The sequence below is a fragment of the Mesomycoplasma flocculare ATCC 27399 genome, assembly GCF_000815065.1.
Lineage (GTDB): Bacteria > Bacillota_I > Bacilli_A > Mycoplasmatales > Metamycoplasmataceae > Mesomycoplasma > Mesomycoplasma flocculare.
Genome location: NZ_CP007585.1, coordinates 349,934 through 372,326, shown reverse-complemented (window position 1 = coordinate 372,326; position 22,393 = coordinate 349,934). Strand labels below are relative to the sequence as shown.

At 28.0% G+C, this 22,393-nt stretch carries 19 protein-coding genes and 2 tRNA genes; 8 read left to right on the top strand and 13 right to left on the bottom strand.

Annotation, left to right across the window (positions count from 1 at the left end; translation table 4 throughout):
• Nucleotides 1–202: 202 nt before the first annotated feature.
• The 3 genes from MYF_RS01395 to MYF_RS01385 form a co-directional block, all read right to left on the bottom strand.
• Entirely contained in the window at nt 203–1,972 is a 1,770-nt protein-coding gene (locus MYF_RS01395) for a PTS ascorbate transporter subunit IIC (RefSeq protein WP_002557452.1), read from the bottom strand.
• Between the two features lie 90 nt (nt 1,973–2,062).
• Nucleotides 2,063–3,115, bottom strand: a complete 1,053-nt coding sequence (locus tag MYF_RS01390) for a phospho-furanose lactonase (RefSeq protein WP_002557453.1) — start codon at nt 3,113–3,115, stop codon at nt 2,063–2,065.
• A gap of 182 nt (nt 3,116–3,297) precedes the next feature.
• Nucleotides 3,298–5,160: a P68 family surface lipoprotein gene (locus MYF_RS01385; protein WP_002557454.1), complete on the bottom strand. Its 1,863-nt coding sequence runs from the start codon at nt 5,158–5,160 to the stop codon at nt 3,298–3,300.
• Between the two features lie 150 nt (nt 5,161–5,310).
• Here MYF_RS01385 and MYF_RS01380 point away from each other — a divergent pair, with 150 nt between their 5' ends.
• From MYF_RS01380 to MYF_RS01360, 5 genes are all read left to right on the top strand, one after another.
• A complete protein-coding gene (locus MYF_RS01380) occupies nt 5,311–6,471 on the top strand; it encodes an ATP-binding cassette domain-containing protein (protein WP_002557455.1) in 1,161 nt (386 codons plus the stop codon).
• Entirely contained in the window at nt 6,458–7,387 is a 930-nt protein-coding gene (locus MYF_RS01375; RefSeq protein ID WP_236681784.1) for a carbohydrate ABC transporter permease, read from the top strand. Before MYF_RS01380 ends, MYF_RS01375 begins: the two co-directional genes overlap by 14 nt.
• Nucleotides 7,374–8,210, top strand: coding sequence for an ABC transporter permease family protein (locus MYF_RS01370; RefSeq protein ID WP_236681783.1), 837 nt, complete (start codon nt 7,374–7,376; stop codon nt 8,208–8,210). Before MYF_RS01375 ends, MYF_RS01370 begins: the two co-directional genes overlap by 14 nt.
• Before the next feature lie 9 nt (nt 8,211–8,219).
• Complete coding sequence (locus MYF_RS01365; RefSeq protein ID WP_002557458.1) at nt 8,220–8,786, top strand: YigZ family protein; 567 nt, start codon at nt 8,220–8,222, stop codon at nt 8,784–8,786.
• 98 nt (nt 8,787–8,884) lie between these two features.
• On the top strand, nt 8,885–11,185 hold the full coding sequence (locus MYF_RS01360; RefSeq protein WP_039387578.1) for an ATP-binding cassette domain-containing protein: 2,301 nt from the start codon (nt 8,885–8,887) through the stop codon (nt 11,183–11,185).
• Between the two features lie 115 nt (nt 11,186–11,300).
• Here MYF_RS01360 and MYF_RS01355 read toward each other — a convergent pair whose 3' ends face one another.
• The 4 genes from MYF_RS01355 to MYF_RS01340 form a co-directional block, all read right to left on the bottom strand.
• Complete coding sequence (locus tag MYF_RS01355; protein ID WP_002557461.1) at nt 11,301–11,633, bottom strand: thioredoxin family protein; 333 nt, start codon at nt 11,631–11,633, stop codon at nt 11,301–11,303.
• 54 nt (nt 11,634–11,687) lie between these two features.
• Entirely contained in the window at nt 11,688–13,127 is a 1,440-nt protein-coding gene (gene proS / locus MYF_RS01350; RefSeq protein WP_039387763.1) for a proline--tRNA ligase, read from the bottom strand.
• 46 nt (nt 13,128–13,173) lie between these two features.
• Nucleotides 13,174–13,248 (bottom strand) — tRNA-Gln (locus MYF_RS01345).
• A gap of 3 nt (nt 13,249–13,251) precedes the next feature.
• A tRNA-Tyr gene (locus MYF_RS01340) sits at nt 13,252–13,335 on the bottom strand.
• A gap of 180 nt (nt 13,336–13,515) precedes the next feature.
• Here MYF_RS01340 and MYF_RS03370 point away from each other — a divergent pair.
• Genes MYF_RS03370 through MYF_RS03430 form a run of 3 tightly spaced genes read left to right on the top strand, consistent with a single transcriptional unit; the run spans nt 13,516 to nt 15,536 of the window.
• Entirely contained in the window at nt 13,516–13,908 is a 393-nt protein-coding gene (locus MYF_RS03370; RefSeq protein ID WP_052234585.1) for a hypothetical protein, read from the top strand.
• Nucleotides 13,883–15,292 carry a site-specific DNA-methyltransferase gene (locus MYF_RS01330; protein ID WP_318023896.1) on the top strand — a complete coding sequence of 470 codons (1,410 nt, stop codon included), beginning with the start codon at nt 13,883–13,885 and terminating at the stop codon, nt 15,290–15,292. Before MYF_RS03370 ends, MYF_RS01330 begins: the two co-directional genes overlap by 26 nt.
• A 16-nt stretch (nt 15,293–15,308) precedes the next feature.
• Nucleotides 15,309–15,536 carry a DEAD/DEAH box helicase family protein gene (locus MYF_RS03430; protein WP_002557696.1) on the top strand — a complete coding sequence of 76 codons (228 nt, stop codon included), beginning with the start codon at nt 15,309–15,311 and terminating at the stop codon, nt 15,534–15,536.
• A gap of 396 nt (nt 15,537–15,932) precedes the next feature.
• Here MYF_RS03430 and holA read toward each other — a convergent pair whose 3' ends face one another.
• The 6 genes from holA to cypl all read right to left on the bottom strand — a co-directional run bounded on the left by holA (nt 15,933) and on the right by cypl (nt 22,313).
• The gene (gene holA, locus MYF_RS01320) at nt 15,933–16,862 is read right to left on the bottom strand and encodes a DNA polymerase III subunit delta (RefSeq protein ID WP_039387574.1); all 930 of its coding nucleotides are present in this window, start codon (nt 16,860–16,862) and stop codon (nt 15,933–15,935) included.
• The gene (locus MYF_RS01315) at nt 16,781–17,917 is read right to left on the bottom strand and encodes a ComEC/Rec2 family competence protein (RefSeq protein ID WP_231237867.1); all 1,137 of its coding nucleotides are present in this window, start codon (nt 17,915–17,917) and stop codon (nt 16,781–16,783) included. The genes holA and MYF_RS01315 overlap by 82 nt, the downstream gene beginning before the upstream one ends.
• A 167-nt stretch (nt 17,918–18,084) precedes the next feature.
• Nucleotides 18,085–18,561: an MAG0490 family ComEA-like DNA-binding protein gene (locus MYF_RS01310; RefSeq protein ID WP_039387569.1), complete on the bottom strand. Its 477-nt coding sequence runs from the start codon at nt 18,559–18,561 to the stop codon at nt 18,085–18,087.
• Between the two features lie 117 nt (nt 18,562–18,678).
• Nucleotides 18,679–20,391, bottom strand: coding sequence for an ABC transporter permease subunit (locus MYF_RS01305; RefSeq protein ID WP_039387760.1), 1,713 nt, complete (start codon nt 20,389–20,391; stop codon nt 18,679–18,681).
• Entirely contained in the window at nt 20,369–21,139 is a 771-nt protein-coding gene (locus tag MYF_RS01300; RefSeq protein WP_002557692.1) for an ATP-binding cassette domain-containing protein, read from the bottom strand. The genes MYF_RS01305 and MYF_RS01300 overlap by 23 nt, the downstream gene beginning before the upstream one ends.
• Nucleotides 21,123–22,313: an ABC transporter thiamine pyrophosphate-binding lipoprotein p37/Cypl gene (cypl, locus tag MYF_RS01295; protein ID WP_002557691.1), complete on the bottom strand. Its 1,191-nt coding sequence runs from the start codon at nt 22,311–22,313 to the stop codon at nt 21,123–21,125. The genes MYF_RS01300 and cypl overlap by 17 nt, the downstream gene beginning before the upstream one ends.
• Nucleotides 22,314–22,393: the final 80 nt, after the last annotated feature.

Sequence of the window (22,393 nt, the reverse complement as noted above, 5' to 3'; positions counted from 1 at the left end):
ACTCCTTAAAATAATAATCAACTTAAAAAATAGAACAACAGAATAAAATAATAAAAGTAACTTTTTAAAATAATTATACCATATTTTTATAAAGAATAATTTAAATAAATTTATAAAGAATAATTTAAATAAAAAAGTTTTGGTTTTAAAAAAGCCAAAACTTTTTGTAGAAAAAATAATATCTAATAATCCCTAATAGTTTTTAAACTTCGGTCTTAACTAGATCAACATCAATTTTTAATAACTTTTGCAATCAGGTTTTTTTGTGTTGATTTGTTGAATCAACCGCTTGCGCTAGTAAAATTAGACCAATAATTGCAAGAAAAATAGCAATTCAACCAGCAACAAAGTGGAATTGTCCGATAATTAAAATTATACCAAAGAAAAGATTTCAATCGCCCATTCCTAAATAACCGGTTAGAACTGGGTTTTGACCAACTGGAATACCAACATCGACAATGTCTTGCACTAATTTAAGCGCAAAAGAAATTATAATAATTTCGAAAAAACCGATTATTGCAGGAGCAATAAATGAGGCTTTTCAACCACCAGAGGCGTTTGCAAAAACTCCCATTGCACCAGAATTAAAGAAAAGGGTAATAAAAAGCGGGACAGCAACCAAGGAGGAACTATTACCAGGTATTGCAGCAATTCCGATCGCGACAAAAACCGCAAGAAACTGACCAAAAACCCCCCCTAAAAAGCCGTAAGTTACCGCATTAATTGAAAATCCATAAGTTGCGGCAATATCAACAGCAACAACAGCGCCTTGAATTATTTTCTCGGAAATTCCGTGGAAAGATTGTTGTAATTCGGTTACAAACATTCTAACTCCGGTCATTAATGCAACTAAAGTAGCAATAATTTTAAGAACACCACCAAAAATTAGGAAAACAAAGTTTGCCCCTGAAAAAGATGAATTTCAGGTGGCGCCAATTTCTTTTGCTGCTTTTTGGGCAGTCGCGCTTGCGTTAGGCCCAGGAGCAAAGCCATTAAATTTATCATTTAATACATTTTCAATTCCATAATACCCGATAATTATTGCAAATAAAACGGCAAATAAGGCAAGAATTATAATTGTTTGGGTAAAAATATTGTCCTCAAAAATTTTCAAAGACTGTGGTAAGCGACGATTTTCGGCGCTTTGTTCTTTATTACCAAAAAAACGACCAATTTTATAGCTTGTAAATAGTGTTAGCATTTGCTGGTGGCCAACAGCAAAACCAGCATTTTGGGTAACTAAATTAGTAATTTTTAATGTTGCAACAGATGCAGTTGCCCAATAGATTCCTAAAAATATTCCAGCAATTAAAACAAGCCCAACTTGTGAACCAGTTGAGATTCCACCATTATCAAGAAGTGGGACTTGCCGGAACAAAATTGCATATAATAAGGCAGTTACAATTGATGATTGTTGGAGCATTACATGCCCGGTAATCATAATTGAGTTTGTATTTGTGAATCTTTTTGCTAGTACCATTAAAATGTTTACAATGAAAGCAAATATAAAGGTAAATGAAACTAATGTAAGAAAGTTATTAGCAGCGCCAAAGCCTTTTTCAAGAAAATTATTAGCGGATGTCCAACCTAGATAAGGGTCTAATGGCACAACACCACCTTCTTTTATGCCACTAATTGCGTTAAAAACTGGTTTTGCCAAACCAACAAGACCGCCAGCGCCAACTGTTAAAAGGAAAACCCCAATTGCAGTTTTTAGCGCGCCAAGAATTGCTTCAGATTTTCCTCTGCCTAAGACAAGATAACCAAAAAGCACAAGCGAACCAAGTAAAAGCGGATTTTGTCTTAAATAATTATCAAGGTAAACAACACGAACTAAAAAGTTAATCGCAGTTGAAATACTCTCACCATGATGACCAATTCTAATACCAAGAGTGATTGAAATGATCAAAATGTTAACCAGTAAGAAAATAAATAGTCCAAAAAGCCACTTTTTATTCTTAGAAAATAACATTTTATTTCCTTTCTAAAATTTTGTAAAAAAAGAACTGATAACGAATAAAAACTTTTATATTAACTAAATTAAAAATATTTAAAAATTCTTCTAGATTTTAAAGCTTTTTTTCAGTTCAAGAACATAATCTGGAAGCATTGAAGGATCAAATTTTCGCGGTTTGTCAAAACTAAGAATTTCGGCTGGGTTGTTAACGAGAATATCGTTAATTGCCTCATCACTAACACCAACTTTTTTCAAAAGCGGAATAAATCTATCAAATAAATAAGCAAATCCAAAAGTTAACTTACCTTTGAGCGCGCCATAATTTCTTTGGTATAAAACCCGACCGGCATCAAGCGAAAGGGTAATATGTTTTTGTAAGCCAAGATCGACAAGATATTTAATATTTTCCGCAAGCGTTGAATCAGGAAAATATTTAACACGATCAGGACCATCAAAACATAAACTAACGCCAAGTTCCTGAATTATTTTTGCATAATAATATTTATCGGGGTTTTTATTCAAATGTGATAATTGAATTTTACGGGGATTTGCACCAAAATCAATTAAGTATTTTGCCGCTTCGTAGGCCATTGTCCCTAATTGTGTATGCACTAAAATTGGCGCACCAGTTTCAATTGAGGCTCTTGCTGCTATTTCAAGAGATTTTAACTCAAGCCGGTCAATGGCTGCATAACCTGTTCCGGCTTTGATAATTCCCGCTTTTGCCTTTGAACGTTTTACAACCGGCCCAGAATAATTATACTCATCCATCCCTTCGTTAATTTCTGCAACCACCATTTTGACAATTTCATCTGTTGGCGCTAATGCAAGTCATGAGGCTCCTTTGTCATAAAAAGCCGCTTTGTGAAAACCAGTTGCCATAATAATATGAACTTTTCCAACAAGTTTTTGTGCAATTTCTAACATTCTATAAACATCGCGGCCAACATTTGGCGGATCCATTGTTACTAAAGTTTTTCCGCCCCGGGCAGCAAATTCAAGTGATTCATCAATTGCCGCTTGGTTTGAAAGCATCACAAAATCTGGGTGTTCATGCGCTTCTGGTCCATAATTTTTAATTAAATGATCATGACAATCAACAACGCCTAATTCAGATGGGTGAATATCGCCTAAAACAGTTCTTGAAAATTTGTCCATTTTTATAGTATAATTTTCCTTTCGTTTTTTATTATATTATTATTTACATATGTTAACGAGTTAAATTATAACATTAAAACTATTTTTTTAATTCTAAAAAATAGTTAAAATAATCAAAAGCAAAGAATAAATATAGTTTCTTAGCAAAAAAAATGAAAATTAGAATTTTTTGCGAAAAAATTCTAATTTTGCTCGTCAATTAATTTAAGGAGCTCTTCCCCAGTTTTTAATTGCGGATTTTCAATCCTTGTTGCTTCAATAAATGAATCAAGTAACACATTAGAAATTTTTGCCGCCTTAAAATCGCCATTATCCGTTAATATTTCCAATTTATTATTTTTTTCTTTTAAAGCTTTAAACATTGACTCTATTGAAATGATTACTGAACGAAGATTTGCTGCTTTTTCGTATAAATTCCAGTCGATTTTTGTTGCCTCGGCTCCAATTAGCTCAAAACTTTTTTTATTTTGCTTTTCAAATTCGCTAATTTTGTTACAATACTCCTGGTATTTAGCTTTAATTGCTGCTAACTTTTCTTTTTGCATAACCGCTTTTGTTGGTATAAAATAACCAGTATTTTCCATTAAATAATCAGCATTATCAACCATTTTTCCTTCAATATCATTTTGACCAGTATACAACCAGACTAAAAATTTTACCGTTGCCATGTCAATTTTTTCATTCCCTGTTCTAATCGGAATCAAAGAAGAACCACCTGAATAAAAAACCGAAAAAGGGGAATTACTTTTTGCTTTTAAAGGTTGATTTGTTGTAAAAATATCATTAAAAGTGGCGAATTTTCTTACGTTTTCTGGCTTATTTTTTGCAAACAAAAACCGAGTTGTTGCCGAATCGATTGATTGTTTGATTCCAACTGCGGGAATATAACCAAAAACAGTGCGATAATGTAAAAGATCATGACTTCCTCACTCGCCTATGCCTTTGGCTTTAAAATCTTTGAACTGAAAAGCCTGTAAAACCTTAGTTTTTTCGCCAATTTTATAAGTTAGTTTTTGATTATTTTTGGTAAAATTATCATAAGTTTTTCTAAACTCATCACGTAAATTACTATCAGAATTAATTAAATAAGCTAATTGTTTACCTTCTGGTTTTCAAAAATGCTTGCCGGTTTTTGAGATAAGATCTTTCTGGAAAATACTATGTGAATAATCAAGAACAAAAATTGTGGCATTTTCAGTATTCTCATCAATTTTTGCCCCATTTTTTATCTTAAGGCCCTGGATGAATTTAGTGGCAAATTCAAGGGCAGTTTCAATATTTTCAAAACTTTCCTTATTTATATTAAGATCTTTAAAAACGTCGCTTTTTTTTACTTCAATAGCTTTAAAAAAGCTATTTTCTGGAGTTTGATTGCCTTTGTTAACTGAATCTAACGCTTTTTTATAAATTTCCATTGTCTTATCAACGCTTCCGCCACCTTGCTCGATTAGATCAAAGACAATCTTTAGATTATCAAGATTAAAACCAAGTGCATCAACATCATTTTTATTAAAAGGAATATTATAAAACTTATTCTTCCCAAAATCAGCGGCATTATAAGCGCTGATAAGCTTTTCAACAAACAAACTTGGGTTTAGTTTGTCATCTTTAATTTCTAAAAGGCGGTTATATTCTTTTAACACACTTGCTGTTGAAAGATCGCCTAAAACAAGAGAAGGGATCTGATCTGAGTTTGAATCAAGTAAATTTTTAATATTTTGAGTTATTTGTGATTGAGTTTTTGCTTTTGATTCATTGTTTAATACAAGGCGAACTGGAGCAAAATCTGCATCATTTTTAAACTTTTCATTATAATAAGGGATTAGCCCTTTTATATTTTTCCCATATTCATTAAGACCAAAAATTAGCGGCCAAAAAGCGCCTTGACTTGTCATTAAAACAACTTGTGTTTTTGGATTAATTTCATTAAGACTGATCTCTTTTTTTGTGATATTAGTTTCTGGATTCCCGCCACATCCTGCAGCTAAAAGAAAAAAACTTGGAGATAAGATTGTAAATATTTTTAAATATTTTTTAAAATTCATGTAAATTCTCTCTTTTTTTCACTTTTCTGAAATTTTTTTTAGAAAATACGAAAAATAAAATTATTTTTTTATTATTCTTTTAATATTTTTTGAATAGAATTAATTATAAAATAGAAAAACAGAAATTCTAAAAAAAGGTAAATTTTTATTATGAATGGGCAAAAAATTGCAATTACTATCAAAAATTTATTATTTTCTTATGATAAAAAAAATTTCTTAAAAATTGATAATCTTGAAATTCCTGCAAACAAAATTATTACAATTTTAGGGCCTTCTGGAGCTGGTAAGTCAACTTTTCTTAACCTTTTGACTAATTTTTTACCCGCAAAGTCAGCTATTAGATATAATCCCGAATTTAAAAATTTTGGCTATATAATGCAAAAAAATAATCTCTATGAAGAAATTTCAGTAAGAAAAAATCTTTGACTTAGTACAAAAAATTCGGAAAAATGAAATGAAAAAGTCTGGTCTTTAAGCCTAGAGCAATTTAACTTCGTGAAACAAAAGGCAAATTATGTTAAAAATATAAAAAATTTTTTTAAAACAGATGGAAAAACTTTTTGACAAAAAATATACCAAAAATTTAATTTTTATACTTTTATAATAAAAAATTTAAAATTTTATCTTTTTTATATTAAATTTCGAAAAACTTTATTTGAAAGAGAAATGCGCAAAATTCTAAAATCTCTTGAAATTGAAAATATTTTCCACAAAAAAGTTAGCAATATTAGTGGGGGGCAACAACAACGTGTTGCTTTTGCAAAATCAATCATAAAAGGTGATAATTTAATTTTTATGGACGAACCCTTTTCTTCTCTTGATGCAAAAATAAAAGAAGCAACTATCAAATTATTGCTGAAAATAAAAAAAGAATTCATGATGACAATCATTTTGGTAACCCATGATCAAAATGATGCGCTAAAAATAAGCGACAAAATTGCTCTTTTAAATAAAGGCAAAATTATGCAATTTTCAGAGCCAGAAGAACTTTTTGAAAATCCTAATTCCCTATTTGTTGCCAAATTTATTGGCTTTCCGGAAATTAATTTTCTAGAAAAAAAAGGAAAAAACAATTTTTATATCAGATCAAAATATATTAAAATTGTTGAATCTAAAAACAAAGCCAATGGCAAAATTTTATACAAAAAGAATCTTGCCGATAGTTTTTATTACCAAATTCATGATATAGAAAAAAATATTGACCTCGAAATTGTGACTCCAGTTAATATTGTTGACCAAAAAGTTAAAATTGAATATGATAAAAATAAAATTTTTGCCTTTGATGAACGGGGAAATCGTGTTAAGTGTTAATAAAAATACTGTCAAAAATTTTCTTTCTAGCAAAAATTTTCAGGCTTTTTTATTAATAAGCCCGCTCTTAATTTTTCTTATTGCTTTTTCGGTATACCCAATTTTTCAAGCATTTTTTAATTCGCTTAAAGTAGGGAATAATCTAAATTGACAAATAGGATTTAAAAATTTCAAAACCTTATTTTCTAGCTCAAATTTCAATAATGCGCTAAAAAATAGCACAATTTTGTTTTTTTTAAGCTCGCCAATTGCGCTTTTATTTGGGTTTATAATTGCGCTTTTGCTAACAAAACTGAATAACAAAATTGTTCAAAGTTTTTTTATTAGTGGGCTTTATTCGCAATTTTTCATTTCTGCTTTTGCAATTGGCATTGCTTTTAGTTTTCTTTTTGGTGAGAAAAATGTTTTTGCTAAAATTTTTGGGCTCAATTTTTCTTTTATTGGTGGCAAAAAACAAATTAATTTAATTTGACTTTATCTAATTTTTCAACTTTGACGAGCAACACCATTTAATTCTGTGCTTTTTTTCTTTGCAATTTCGAGTGTTAATGCAAAGTATAAAAAAATTTTAAAAACTGACAAAATTGGTTTAAAAGATCGAATTTTTAGTCTTTATTTTAAAGAAATTAGTGCTCAATTTATTGTTATTGCCTATACAAACTTTGTCTTTGCAACGATGTTATATCCGAATATAATAACTGGAAATTTAAACCTTGATCTTAGTAAAGGTCACACGCTTGCTTCTTATATTTTGAATGTTCGCGATGATTTAGGGCTGCAAGCAAGCGCTAGTTTTATTAGTTTTTTATATCTTTTAGCAATTTTTTCGTCTTTTATCATTTTACGGCCAAAAATCTGAAAAAGGATTTACAAAAAAATAAAACAAAAAAGGATGAAAAATCGTGTTAAAAATTAATCTAAGAAGTATTTCATTGCAACTTTTTTTATTTATTTGTTTTATTTTTTTGTTATTTATTTTTCTTTTTCCGCTTTATTATTTAATTGTAAATGCAAGTTTGCCCGATGAATTACAAGATAATCCAAATCTAACTTTAAAATTAGACACTAATTTATGGAATAATTTCAAAAATTCGCTTAATGAAAATTTCTGGGTCGGACTAAAAACATCGATTTTTACAATTATTTTAATTAATTTTATGCGGCTTTTTCTATATTCGCTTGCTAGTTTTGGTCTTTGAATGGCGACAAAAAGGGTTAGATTAGTATTTATTAGCTTGTTTGTGGGTATTTCGCTTATTCCGGAAATTAGTATTTATATTCCACTTTCCCAAATTTTGAATGAAAATCACCTAATTACAAACGCTCCGATTTTTTCGCTAGTTTGTAACCAAATTTTTTCTTTTTTCAATCTATTTTATCTTTATAAAAGCATAAAAAAAATTAAAAAAAAACAAATTTTTCTAGCAAAAATTGATAAACTTTCAATTTTTTCAAAATTTAAATTAATAATTTTCCCAAAAATAAGAATTTCATATTATTTATTAATTATTTTCACAACAATTCAGGCATGAAACGATTTTTTGTGACCTAATTATATTTTTACAAATCGGTCTTACCAGACAATTTCGACATGATTTCAGTACTCAGGGCAAACAAGTTTAGGCTTTTTACAAAATATTCAAGCTGTTGGTTCGCTTTTTGCAATTTCGGTTCCGTTATTTTTTTATTTAATTTTTTCAAAATTTATTAACAAAACAACAGCAAATAACTTAAAATAATTAATCAAAATGGAAAAAACAATCACCCAAGAAGCAAGTTTTAGTTTTGAAATCAAAAAATCGAGGTTTATTTCTTTAAGTTTTATTATAAAAAGCGAAGCAAGTTTTAATTTTTTGATCGAAAAAATTAAAAAAGATTATAAAAATGCCACTCATATTGTCTTTGGTATTTGTTTTAGTTTATATAATTGCAAATTTAGCGATGGAAATGAACCAAAAGGTTCGGCTGGTAAACAAATTTTCCACATTTTACATACACAAAAAATAATAAATTCGCTAATTGTTATCATTCGATTTATAAATGGTGGAAAATTAGGGCTTGGATTGCTGCAAAATTCATATAAAAAAGCAGCGCAAGAAGTTTTAAAACTAAGCAAAATTAATAATTTGAAGATTTGATTTCCCTACCAAATTGAGATACAAATCAAAAATTTACCTTTAATTTTGCAGGTAATCAAAAAAAATAATTGCAAAATTAAGAAAAAAGAATTCTTTAAAACCGTTAAAATTGAATTTGAATGTGAAACTGACTTAGATGAAAATTTTGGTTTTACTTTTCAAAAACTTAAAAAGTAAAAAAAATATTAATTATTCTCTAAAAATAATTATAAAAATGATATTTTTATATTAAAATGTAAATTTAATTATAAAAACTTAAAGTTTTGAGACTAAATATGATTCAAATTCGTAATGTTACTAAAAAACTTGGCTCAAAAATAATCCTTGACAATATTAGCGTTGATATTCCTGCTAATAAACTGACATTTATCTCAGGGCAATCTGGAGTTGGAAAAACGACACTTTTGCACATCATCGCGAAAATTACTCATGCCGATAGTGGTCAGATTTCCTTTTTTGATGAAAATCAAAAGCAGATAAAAAATCCTAAGGTTGATATAGTTTTTCAAGATTTTAACTTAATTGACAATATTTCTGCTGTTGATAATGTTCGGATCGGAACTAATATTTTAGGACGTAATTTCAAGCAAGAAGAATTTAGAAAGAATGCAAATTTTCTAAATTTGGATGATAGTATTTTTAAAACCAAAATGGAAAATTTATCAGGTGGCGAAAAACAACGAATTTCGATTCTCCGTTCTTTAAATCGTGGATCAGAATTTATTTTATTTGATGAACCAACAGCATCTCTTGATAAAGAAAATGAATTAATTATTTTTGAAAAAATTAAACAAATGTCAAGAAATCACACAATTGTTGTGATCAGTCATAATATTGAAATGGTAAAAAAATATGCTGACCAAGTTATTTTTTTACAAAAAAATAGCCAGCCAGTAACACAAATTAATGAAATTCTGCCAAATAAAACTGAAATTCTGCCGGAAATACCAGCTACTAAACTAAAAAAAATTTCAAAAATTGCTAAATTAAAAAATAAACTACGAATTTCACCGATTTTTGTTATTGCCGATATTAGTAAAAAACTAACTTTATCGATTTTAATTATAATTGCTTTTTTAGCCGCGGTTTTTTCAATTAGTTTTGCTTTTCAATTAAATCTTGGTACTGGAAAAGTTGCAAGACAGCAAAAATATACGCTATCTCTTGATAAAAATTTAATTGAAAAAAAATCAAAAGCAACTTTTAATCACGATGAAATTAATCAAATTAGCAATTTTGAATCTGTTAGTTATGTGGTTGCAAAGCAATCAACAACAGATATGAATTTTTTTTATGAAAATCGAAAAGCTAGCCTTGATTATACTGACCAAATTGAAATTAATAAATTTTTCAAGGATCGAATTGAAAATAATATTATTAATTTTGAAGGCCGGTTTATTGAAAATATTAATGAAGTGATTCTTTCCAATTCAATAGCAGAAAAACTAAAAATTGAAAACCCAATTGGCCAAACAATTTATTTAGCATACGGCAAAATAAAGGAAATTAAAGATACTAAAAATAAAATTCCACTAAAAATTGTCGGGATTAATCATGGCATTAAAAGTTCAGCTGCTAGAGTTAATAATAGTTTTAATTTCATTAATTTTCCCTCTTTTATTGCAACAGATACAATTCAAAGTCTTGAAAATCTTGTAATTAAAAATATAAATTTGGAAAAAAAGCAGGAAAAAAAGCAACTTTTTAGCGAAATTAGCTCTTATATTCCTAATGAAAACATTAAAGACTCACCGCTAATCCCTTTTAAAATCCAACTAAAAAACACAGAAATTCAACCTGAGAATTTAAAATTAATCACCGGAAGTGTTTCCAAAAAAGTAGATGAAATTCTGATCTCGACTACCGCTATTGATTTAAATGCAAAATATAAACTAAAAGTTGGCGATATCATTCAGACAATTTCGCCCCTAGATCAGAAAGTTAATCTTGTTGTCACTGGTATTTTCGAATCACAGATTTCTGAATTATATTATCATAAAGATGCAAAAGAATTTTATAGCCGTTTTCAGCCAATCCAATTAGCGGCTTATCTTAGAACAACAGATGAAAACAATGATTTAGATGCAGAAGCAAAAAGTGCAAAATTTGAACTAAAAATCACACCACCATCAAATCTTATCCGTGTGATAACGAGTCAGTCATTAGAAATAATTGCTATTATTAACAAAGTTACATTTGCTGTTTTCATTATTTTCGTTATCATTTTAATTGCTTTTATTCTTGTCTATGCAAAAACAATTTCTGAGTCAAAACAAAAAATGATTGGGATTTTAAAAGCGCTTGGAGGTTCAACTTTATTAACGCTTTTTTATCATGTGCTAAATATTATTCTAATTTCACTTGTTGTTCTTGGACTTAGTTTTATAACTATTTTCCCTTCAATGGAATCGATTCACATGCTAATTGTCGGAAATGATCTGCCAGCTGCTTCCAAATATCATCTAATGCTAATTTTGTTATTTTCTTGAGCCGGTTTATCAACGGTTTTTATTCTAATTTATGTTCTAATGTCATTAATCACTTATAAAAAATCCACCCAACAATTACTAAGGTAAAAAAATACTATAAAACAAAGAGCTTTTAAACAAAAACTAAAAATATAAAAAAATGAGAGAGTAAAAAAATTTTATCTCATTTTTTTATATTTAATTTTTCAAAAAATTTACGAAATTAATTTATTAAATCTAATTTTCTTAAATGTGATTCAAGGACTTCGCTAGTAATATAACCATCTAAACGGCGCGCAAATTTTTGGTCTTTATAAATTAAAGTTGTTGGTGTTCCTTGAATTAAATTATCACGCGCATATAAAATATTTTCGCGAACGTTTATACGAATAATCACAAGACCTTCAACGCCGTATTTTTTATTTATTTCTTCAAGAGTGTTTTCATATAATACACAAGCACCGCAACCTGGTTGATGAAAAACTAATATAACCTTTTCGTTTTTTTCGATTTTAAGATTTATATCTTCAGTTGAATGAATATCAAAAATTGGCATATTTTCTCCTTTTTAGTTAATATTATAATGATTTTATCACTTTTTAGTAAATTTTTAATATGATTTGGCAAATAAAACAAACCTTGTCGTTTTTTTACCACTAAAAATTGATATTCCACTTTGTGGTAAATTAAAAATTGTTGTTCTTGGAACAATACAACGCGCAGTTGCTGTGGTTTCTTCTTGAATTTCTGCTTCTTTTTTTGCAGACTCATTAAATGGAACAATTACAAATTTTCCCTTTATTATTTCTTGTTTTAATTCTTTATAAGTAGTTACAAAAACAGTATTGTTGCTAAGACGTTTCTTTGCTTTTTCTAGTAAGTCTATTTGAATTTTTCTAAGAATTTCCGGACATTTATTTTTTAGCTCAGAAATATTGAAAATAATTTTTTCACGAGTGTCACGTCGAACTAGACATATTTGTTGGTTTTTAACTTCGTTAGGGCCAATTTCAATCCTTACTGGTGAGCCGTGAACTTCGGAATTGTTGATTTTAAATCCTATCTGTTCATTTGAATCATCAATTTGAAAGCTTATTTTTTTTTGCTTTAAAATTTTTGCGACTTTTTTAGCGAAAATTTTAACTTCGGGATTTTTCTTGGAAAAAAATTCAAGAATATCAACTTGAATCGGGGCGATTTTTGGCGGTAAAATGAGCCCATTATCATCGCTATGGGCCATTACAATTGCGCCAATTAAGCGTGTTGAAATACCTCAAGATGTCTGAAAAGGTATTTGGGTTTCGTTTTTTTTGTTTTTAAATTTAATATCGAAATTTTTTGCAAAATTTTGGCCTAAAAAATGCGAAGTCGCTGACTGTAAAGCGCGCTTATTTTGCATCATTGATTCAACTGTATAAGTATTAAAAGCTCCGGGAAACTTTTCGCGGTTGGTTTTTTTACCTAAAATAACCGGAATTGATAAGTAGTTTTCTAAAAAATCCTTGTAAAACCGAGCTATTTTTTTGGCAAATTGCTCAGCCTCGGTCTTGCTTGAGTGAATTGTATGGCCTTCTTGTCATAAAAATTCAGTGTTTCGTAAAAACGGGTTAGTAGTTTTTTCTCAGCGTAAAACTTGACTTCACTGGTTTAATTTAATTGGCAAAATGTTATTTTTTGCAATTTCTGCCTTAAAATAATCTGCAAAAAGAAGCTCGCTTGTTGGTCTTATATAAATATTTTCTGCTAAACTCTTATCACCGACTTTGGTAATTGTTAGCAGCTCTGGAGCAAAACCTTTAATGTGTTTTTTTTCTTTTTCAATAAAATCTTGGGGAATTAACAAGGGAAAATAAACATTTTCAATTTTTTGCCTAACAAAATAAGAATTAACAATTCTTACTATATTTTCTCAAATTTTATAGCCTAAAGGTTTAAAATAAATTGTCCCCTTGATTGGGCCATAATTCATTAAATCCGCCTGAGCAATAACATCAATATATCATTTTGCAAAATCGGTTGTTCTTGCTGTTATTTTTTCAGGTTTTTTCATAAACTTATTTTTTATAATAACTTTTTGTTTTTGGCGAATCAACATTTGGCTGCCCCAGTTAGATTCGAACTAACGAATGACGGTACCAAAAACCGTTGCCTTACCGCTTGGCTATGGGGCAAAATGGTGGGGGGTGAGGGATTCGAACCCCCGAATCCGAAGAAAGTGGGTTACAGCCACCCGCATTTGGCCGCTCTGCAAACCCCCCGATTAGTGAATGTGGGATAATTTTAACACATTTTTTTAAAAATTTAGCAAAAAAATTTAGTTTTTTTTTTTTTTTTTTAGCTTTATCAAATTCAACTTTTAAATTCAAATTAAACAAATATATTAATAAAATATATTATAATGTTTAAAATAAAAATTGTATTTACAAAGGAAATTTTCAATGGCAGATTCAAAAATCCCAAATTTATTAGAAATTTACAAACAAAAATTAGATGAAATTTCATCAAAAGAGCTAAATTTAGACCAAAAAAAATTAGCCTATGAAATTCTTGAAAAATTCCCGGATAATAAACTTGAATATGTCTATCAATTTGTCGTTCAACGAATTAAAACCGGATTTCGCTTTGATTCTGCCCCCGAAAGTGATACAAATACTGTTGCTATTTTAGAAAAAGATGAAAATCTTAGTTTTAAATTCAATGAAAATAATTCAAATCAAAACACCTTAATTATCGGTGAGAATTATGATGGACTAAAAAATTTATTAGTAATCGAGAGAGAGAGAGAGAGAGAGAGGCGGCTTTGATATAATCTATATCGATCCGCCTTATAATACCGAGGCAAGTAAAAATGATGGGAATTCAATTGCTAATGAAAAAGAAGATATAAAAGCAAGTAAATTTATCTATCGTGATAAATTTTCGCGTAATGGTTGACTAAATTTAATGAATGAACGACTAAGGCTAGCAAAGGATCTTCTAAAAGATGATGGAATAATTTTTGTTTCAATCGATGATGCCGAACAGGCTTATTTAAAAGTTTTAATGGATGAAATTTTCGGGGAAGAAAATTTTGTTGCTAATTTTCCATTTATTTCAAATTTATCGGGTCGCCAAGTAAATACAAATTTGGCCCTTTGCCATGAATATTTATTGCTCTATAAAAAAAATAATTTCATATTTAATAAAATTGATAAAGATTATGCCAATAACTTTATGCCTATTGTTTATCCCGAGAGATCTAATGTGATTTTCAATGAAGACCCTGATGTAAATAAGGGAATTTATGATAATAGCCCAGAACAAAAAGAAGACAACTCCACTCAATACATTTTGAGAGATAATTTAGAAAATTCAAATGGTGAGTTTAACCCTAAAACTCGTCCTAATTTATTTTTCCCAATTTACGCGCGGAAAATTAATGAGAAAAATAAATTATGAGATATTACGGTGGAAGAGCCTGATTCAAAACATGATTTTATTGAAATTTGGCCTCGTAAAAATAGCAAAAATATTCAATTAGTTTGGCGTTGAGGTAAGAAGAAAATAATGAACCAAATTAATGATCTTGTTATTGTGGAACCAAGGGATAAAAATGATAAAAATTATAGAATAAAAGTAAAAATATTTGATCAATCCTACACCGTTAAATCATTTATTTTAGGTAAAAAATTCAATAATAAGTCCGCTACTAAAGAATTAAACAAGATATTTAGCGAATCTTCGGAAAAGGTTTTCAATTTTCCTAAACCCACTGCGTTAATAGAATATCTAATTAATTTACACCCTAATAAAAATGCAAGAGTTCTTGACTTTTTTGCCGGAAGTGGGACAACTGGTCAGGCAGTTTTAGAACTAAATTCCCAAGATGGTGGCACTCGCAGTTTTACTCTGATAACTAATAATCAAAATCAAATTGCCCAAAATGTAACTTATGAAAGACTTTTTCGAATAAATCACGGTTTTTCAACAAAAAAAGAGCAAAATTTTGACTGGATCAAGAAAAATCAACCTTATAGATCAAATTTAGATGTTTTTTGGATTAAATATTTTAATACAAAAGTTTTCAAAAAGCAAAATGATATTAATTTATTAATTGAAAAACTAGAAAAAATGCTAGTTGATTTTCAAATTAATTATAAAAGTACTAATAATTCCTTAATAATTAACCGCCTTAATTCCCTTCTTGCCCTTTGCCCACAAAAAAAGGAGAAATAAATAATGCAACTAATAAATGCCCAAAAAAGTTATTATTCGATTATTTAAAAAAGCAAGTAATTCACTAAAAGAAGACCAAAAAGAAGCAATTTATTTTAAATCCCCAACCGGATCGGGAAAAACTTTTATGATAATTAATTTCATTGATTATCTAATTAGCTGAAGTAAGTCCGAGATTGATCTAAAACTTGTTTTTGTCATTACTTACAATCTCAAGCGCAGATCTACCCTATCAAATTCATAAAAGTTTTCTAAATTATAAAAATTACATTAATAATAAAAATCTAAAAATTCACCGCATTGAAAGTCCGTTAAAATACAAAAACAAGTGCAAAAATTGAAAAAAATTATAAATTTTATGCCGAACAAAATAATATTTACATTATGGGTGGGGCTTCATTTCGCAAAAATTCAATTCTTAGAGAAGAAGAAGCTATTGAATAATTTTTATCGGAGATCAAATCTAAAAATTATAAATTAGTTTATATCCGTTATTTTTCCCACAATTTTTCCCCCACGGTTTTTTTTTTTTTTTTTTTAGCGGATTATTAATTACAATGGATTAAAATTTAGTCTTGCGAAATTTATTTGCCAATTTAAGTGTTTTCCCGTTTTCTTGTAACTTTTTTCAACAATCCGACTAATGAATTAAATCAAGAATATAAAGTTCAAAGGCTAACTTGTCATTAACTAGTGATTTTTTAATTTGGGAATCTAATTTTGCAAGTTTTATTATCATATTCTCAAGTTTAACAATTCCAATTTTGTTGCATAAGTCTGTTGCTTTGTTTATTTGTAACTTGGAAATTCCCATTTTGTTGCAAATTTCCAAGTCACTAAGCCCAGCTTTTTTTTTCAAATAAACAAAAAAACTAAGCGATAATTTTGCATTTATCTGCCCGATTAACAAGTTTAGACTTTGCCCTTCTAATAATTTTTGCCTGTAAAATCTTAGAGTATTTTTCAAATCTAAACTAACAAATGAATTAATAAAACCTCAAGTTGAATGAGTGGAATAATCACTGATTAAATTATGTATTAGTTCAGAATTTATAGGCGTATTTAAGGTTTGCAATTTTAGAATTTCGCTATGAATTATCAGACCATTAAAAGGCAATCGTGATTCGAGTTCTATAATTTGGCTTGGATTTAAACCAATTTTTAAATCATTAAGCTCATTTTTGATAAACTCAACAATATTTTCCTGATTAATTTCTGAAGTTTCAATTATTTTGGAAATTGTTGAAAAAGATTTATAAATTATTGAATTTTTAATATTGGTAAGAGTGTTTTTTTCGTTAAGCATATATTTAAAAATAATTGTGTTTTTAGTATTTTTAATTTTCGAGATTAAAAGCTGGTTAGCTTTACTTTCGGTTGAAAAGTATAAAAAATCATTAAAAATAAAGGTTTTTTCATTTTCAAAAAGAGAAAATTTTGTAATAATTTCTTTAATAAATTCATATGAATCAGTGTTAAAAAAATTAATTACTTCAGTGTTTTTGGATTTTGTGATAGTTGAAATTTTTTTTTGGACAATGTAATTGTCGCTTCCAAAGACAAAAAACATATTAACGAAATTATACAAGAAAAAATTATAAAAAATAAGTTAGGTTTAATATCTCAAGTTAAAAATTGGAACTCAGTTATATATTCTACAGTTTGAATAAAATTTTTACAAATTCACTCAATAATTGTAGGGTTGAAAATAAATAAGAGTAAATTTGTGTACAAAAACGTAAAAAATGGCGTAAATATCGCGATATTTATTGGCGCCATAAAATTATATTGCGAATTTAAAAACATTGAAAAAATCGCACTGAAAAAATTAACAAATAAAAATTGAGTTATTCATTTATTCCATTTTTTTGTTAATTTTATCTGGTTTATGATTAAAATAACAAAAGTCATTGTAAACGTTAACACAAAACCAATTGAATAAAAAATTAGTGGGTTTGTTAATAAAATTATTATCCCAGTAATTGATAATAATTCAATTTTATTGAATTTTTTATTCAAAAACAGTTTGTTAATCTCGATTAGACCTCAAAAAACAAAACCCCGTAAAAATGAAATTGCAAAATTAAAAAGAAATAATTGGAATAATAAAAAAGCAAAAAATATTGGCTTATATATGTAAGCTTTAATTTTAAAAATTTTAGAAACTCCAAAAATTGCTTGTTTAAAGATGTTAATATGAAAACCAGAAATTACAAAAATTTGATAAACTCCAAGATAAACTAGCGATTTTTTAAAATTTTTTGCTTCTGACGGGGCTTCTGCTAGAAAAATCATTGGTATTAATTGTTTTGAATACTTGCTCTCTATTGGAAAAAAATGTCGAATTTTTGCGAATATATTTGCGCTTGTTTTAAGGACAGTCACTTTTGGATTGTCTAAAACTAAAAGCGAACCTTTGGATTTTAGATATGTTACTAAATCAAATCCGGATTGATTTTGTACTATTGTCAATCTGCCACTAAGTCATAAATTAGTGCCAATTTCGTGATTTGTGTTTTTAATAAATACTTTGTTTCCTTTAAAGTCAACAAAATTTCCAAAACTAACTTTATCAATTACTTTTGCTTCAAAACTAACTTGCTCATTATCAATTTTTGGTAGCATTATTCAATAAATTATCAAAAAAATTGCTGCTAAAAAAAGAAATATCAGAATTTTTCTAAACTCTGAAAGTATAATTAGAAAAAAAATTAAAAAAAACAATAAAATTATTCATAAAACGCTAAATTTATCAATTACTAAAATAAAAAAAATTAAGCTAAGAAAAACCGTTAGTCAAGAATAAAATTTTCTTGCAGCGTTCTTAAAGTTTCTGAGTCAATTTCTAGATTTCACTCTAATTCTTTCCAAGTCAGTTTTTTGTTCTTTTTGCTTTTTAAAAATGAGCGGATTTTCGCGACTATCTCGCGGCTAATTTTTAATTTTTCCGCATTTTTTATTGCAATTTTTTCTAATTTTGTTCTAAACCCAACCGTATTTAGTTCGACTTGCTGATCAATTGTGACCTTTGCTTCCAAGTTATATTTTCCAATATCATAACCAGGAATAATATCGAATTCTTGAAAAATTTTGCCTCACTTTACGCCATAGTTAAAAAATTTTGTCCCTGGATTGCGTACGCCTTTCAAAATAGTAATTGCAACTTGTTTGGCAGGAGCAATATGTGATTGTAATTTATAGGCTAAATAACCAAAACTACTTAACGCGCCAACTAAAATAATCAAACAAACCATTTGCGTTTTTTTCATTTATATAAATTTAATTTTTTGTAAAGCTTTTGCTAAAAAAAAGAAAAAAATAGGAAAAATTGGTTACTTTTCTTTTTTTAAATATATAAAAACACAAAAATTTGTATAATTAAAAAATTAAAAAACCTTTTTTCCTGCAAATTTTTTTAGTATTAAATTTGAAATCTTTTTACTAAAGTATAAAAATTTTTTAAAATAAGCTTTCTCTATTGTAATTATAGTTATTTCTATAATTAAAATTAAAAACCAGGCAATTCAGGAATATGTGAAAAACCCCGGTCTATCCCCTGCGATTCCGGTTTGTGAAAGCGTTGAAATTTTTAAACCTAACAAAGAACCGCCAAAAATTCCATAAAATAACAAATCATGCACTGAATTTGAAATTTCAACGGTTAAATATTTAAAGTATTCTTTAGAAATTGAAGGTAAAACATAGTGAAATATTGTTTTTGTTTTGCTTCATTGTGATAATCTTAAAAGTTTATATTTTTGTCAATCAATTGAATTTATTGTTTCATTTAGCTTTTTTGCCAGCATTATTCCATTATTAAATCCTACCAAAATTGCCGCTCATAAAATTGGGCGAATTGTAAAGCTAAGAAAAAGATAAAAAATAATAATTGCTGGTGTTATGCGAAAAAGATTTAAGAAAAACTTATAAATTATTCATTTTGAAAAATGATTCAATTTTTCATTAGACATAATCGCCATAAAAATTGAAGCAAGCGAAATTATCGAAACACAAACTATAATTTGAGCAAAAAGATCAAAAATCATGTAAATCGGATTATCTAGTTTTCCAAGAATAAAAACACCTGAGTCAAATACAAATAATGAATTAAAAAATCGGTTAAGCTGATAAGTGTTTATTGCCCAATTTTTAATATCATTAAGGCTAACAATCGTTAAAATTAGTACAAAAATTACAAAACAAACCTTTAAAACACGGTCATAATTGGTCTTTATTCATAAGGTAATTAGATTTTTTTGTTGAATTCCAATAGATTTTTTATATAAAATAAATTTGTTAAAAAATATAGCTAAAAACTCGAGAATTAAAGAAAAAAATAAAAGAACTAATAGTGGAATTCCAACGATTCTTCAACCCAGTGCAGAATTTTGCAGCCCATCATTGATTAGTGTGCCGATTCCCATTAACCCAGTTGCAGAAATAATAGTTGTCCAACGAACATTTGCCTCGAAACTAAACAAAAAAAGAGCAAAAAATTTATTAACTACAAAAGGTAGAATTTCATTTTTAAAGGCAAAAAATCGATTTTGGCCTTTCATAGTAACTTTTTTATAACTGTTTAAATCAAGAGAATTTAAAAAAGAATAAAAATAACGGTGTAGTCAAATTCAGGTAAATCAAAAAATAATTAAAAAAGCTGCTAATTTAGGAGCGAAAATTAAGCGAAATGGATCAATTACAAAAGGAATTGGGAAGCATTTTAAAATTATAATAACTCATCAGATAATAATTTGTAAAAACTTATTCTTGATAAACTGCGAGCTAAGAAATGCTGTAATAAATGCAAAAATTGTCCCAAAAAAAGTCCCAGATAATGTATATTTTATCGTAATTCATAAAAATTCAAAGCTTAAATTAAAAAGAGAATCACTATAATAAGGGTGAATATTTGAAAATCTAAATAAATCGCCTAGATTTCTTTGAAAAACTTTTCAGCCATTTGTGTTAATTTTTGAAAAAATTGAATAAAAGGAAATAATAAACAGCACTATAAAAATTGAAAAAAGTACAATTTTTGTTCTTTTGAGGTTCTTATTTTGGTTTTTTTGAGCTAAATTATTCACTATTTTCCTTGCCAAAAATGGAATCAATCTCATTTTTATCAATTTCTGAAAACGAATTAAAAAATCGACCTTGGCCTTCATTGATTAGCAAAATTTTTTCATTATAATTTTTTAGCAAAAAAATATCATGAGATATAATTAATGTAATTGAATTATTTTTTTTTCCAAATTCAATAATTAAATCAATAATTTTTGTTGCAGTTTTTGGATCAAGCGCTGAAATTGGCTCATCTGCAAGGATAATTTTTGGTTTTTGCAACATAAGTTTTGCAACCTCAACTCGTTGCTGCTGGCCACCTGATAAATCTTGAAAAATCGTATAAATTTTTTCATATAATCCAAGTCGGGTAAGAATTTGACAAATTTGTAAGCGTTGTTTTTTTGTTGGTATTGCAAATAAACTGTAGAAAAAATTTTTATAAGTTGCCAAACTTTTTGCTAAATTTGTATAAACACTTTGAAAACTAATAGAAGTTGGAATCTGGCTTAAAAACCCTATTGATTTTGCAAACTTTTTTTTCACAGCTTTTTTCTCTTTTAGTAAATTTTTGCCTTGCCAAATTAATTGCCCTGTTACAAAAATATCTTGAAAAAGCGCAAGAAAAAAGGATGTTTTTCCTACCCCGCTTGGACCAATTATAAACAAAATATCACCGCTACAAAGTTTAAAATTAAGATTGCTAACTAAATTTTTAGCTTTTTTACTATGACTATAAGAAAAATTTTTAAAACTAATACATAAATTTTTACTTTGATTTTTCATATATTCTACGGAATTCAGGGTCGGTTTGATTTATTTTTCTATAACCATTATAACCAACATTTTGACCGTAAGTGTCCCTTCCGTTTTTAGCAAGATTGACAAAAGCCTCTGAAATCATATTGGCTTGAATTCTATTAAAACCTGGGCGGAACGAACCAATATCATATGAAGCTGGATTTGTTAGGATAAAAATCTCAATTTTTCCATCTTTTTTATTTAAAGTATACTGTTTTCCATCTTTTGTACTTTCAGTTCAGGCAAAAGAAGCTTCATCATCGAAGGCAATTTTATATTTTGGATCCTGGCCAATTACAGATCCTTCTGCTTGTAAATATTTATCGGGGTGATTTTTTCTGTCTTCATTAATAGTTCTTGCCTTTAAGTTGTTTTTAAAATGCTTTTTAATAATAAAATTTTGCATTTTGAATTTTCCAGCTGAAGTTAATTTTCCGTGAATAATTCCAAAATTACGGAATTTTTCTCAATCTTTTTCATCTCAGGCTTTTTTTATTTCATTGCGAACATTTTCATCACCAGCAATCATAATCATGCCCCGATAGTATGAAATTAATCGCTTTGGGTTTATCTCATCATATAAAAATCGGTAAGCAATTCCATCCCATTTTTGGGGATCGTTTTTTTTATTTGACCACTCATTGTAAGGAATTTTGTTAAAAAGGTTGTCTAATTGTTTTGCTGATTTACGCAAAGGATCGTTTTTAGAGCCATCTTTGTAAAAAATTGGATTGTCTAAACTATTTTTAAAAGCTCAAGTTAAAGTCTGAAGACCATTATAAAGTTCTTTTTCAGGGTCTTCTTCTATTGTTGTTATTGCATCAGAAATTGCAAAATCAATTGCTGTATGGGAATTATTCGACGATTTTAGTTGGCTGATTTTTGTTTTGGAATCTTCAATTCCAACAAAATCAAAATCAACATCAGGCAAATTCCTTGTTTTAGAATTTGCATTTTTTAATTTGTTAAATTCGGTTTTTAAATTTTTTAAAAATTTAGCAACTCGGTCAGGATCTTTTGATTTTACTGCAAACCAACTTTGTCCTAAACCAAGATTTACTTTTTGATCTCAATTTTTTTCAAGATCATTTATTTTATTTGCAGTTTTTGCCATTTTGTTTTCACATCCTGCTGCAACAAAAAGTATAGAACTAGCCATAAAAAAAGACAAAAAAATAATTTTTCTAAATTTTTTTGTCTTTTTTAAATTAAAATTATTTATTCACACCATCATAAATC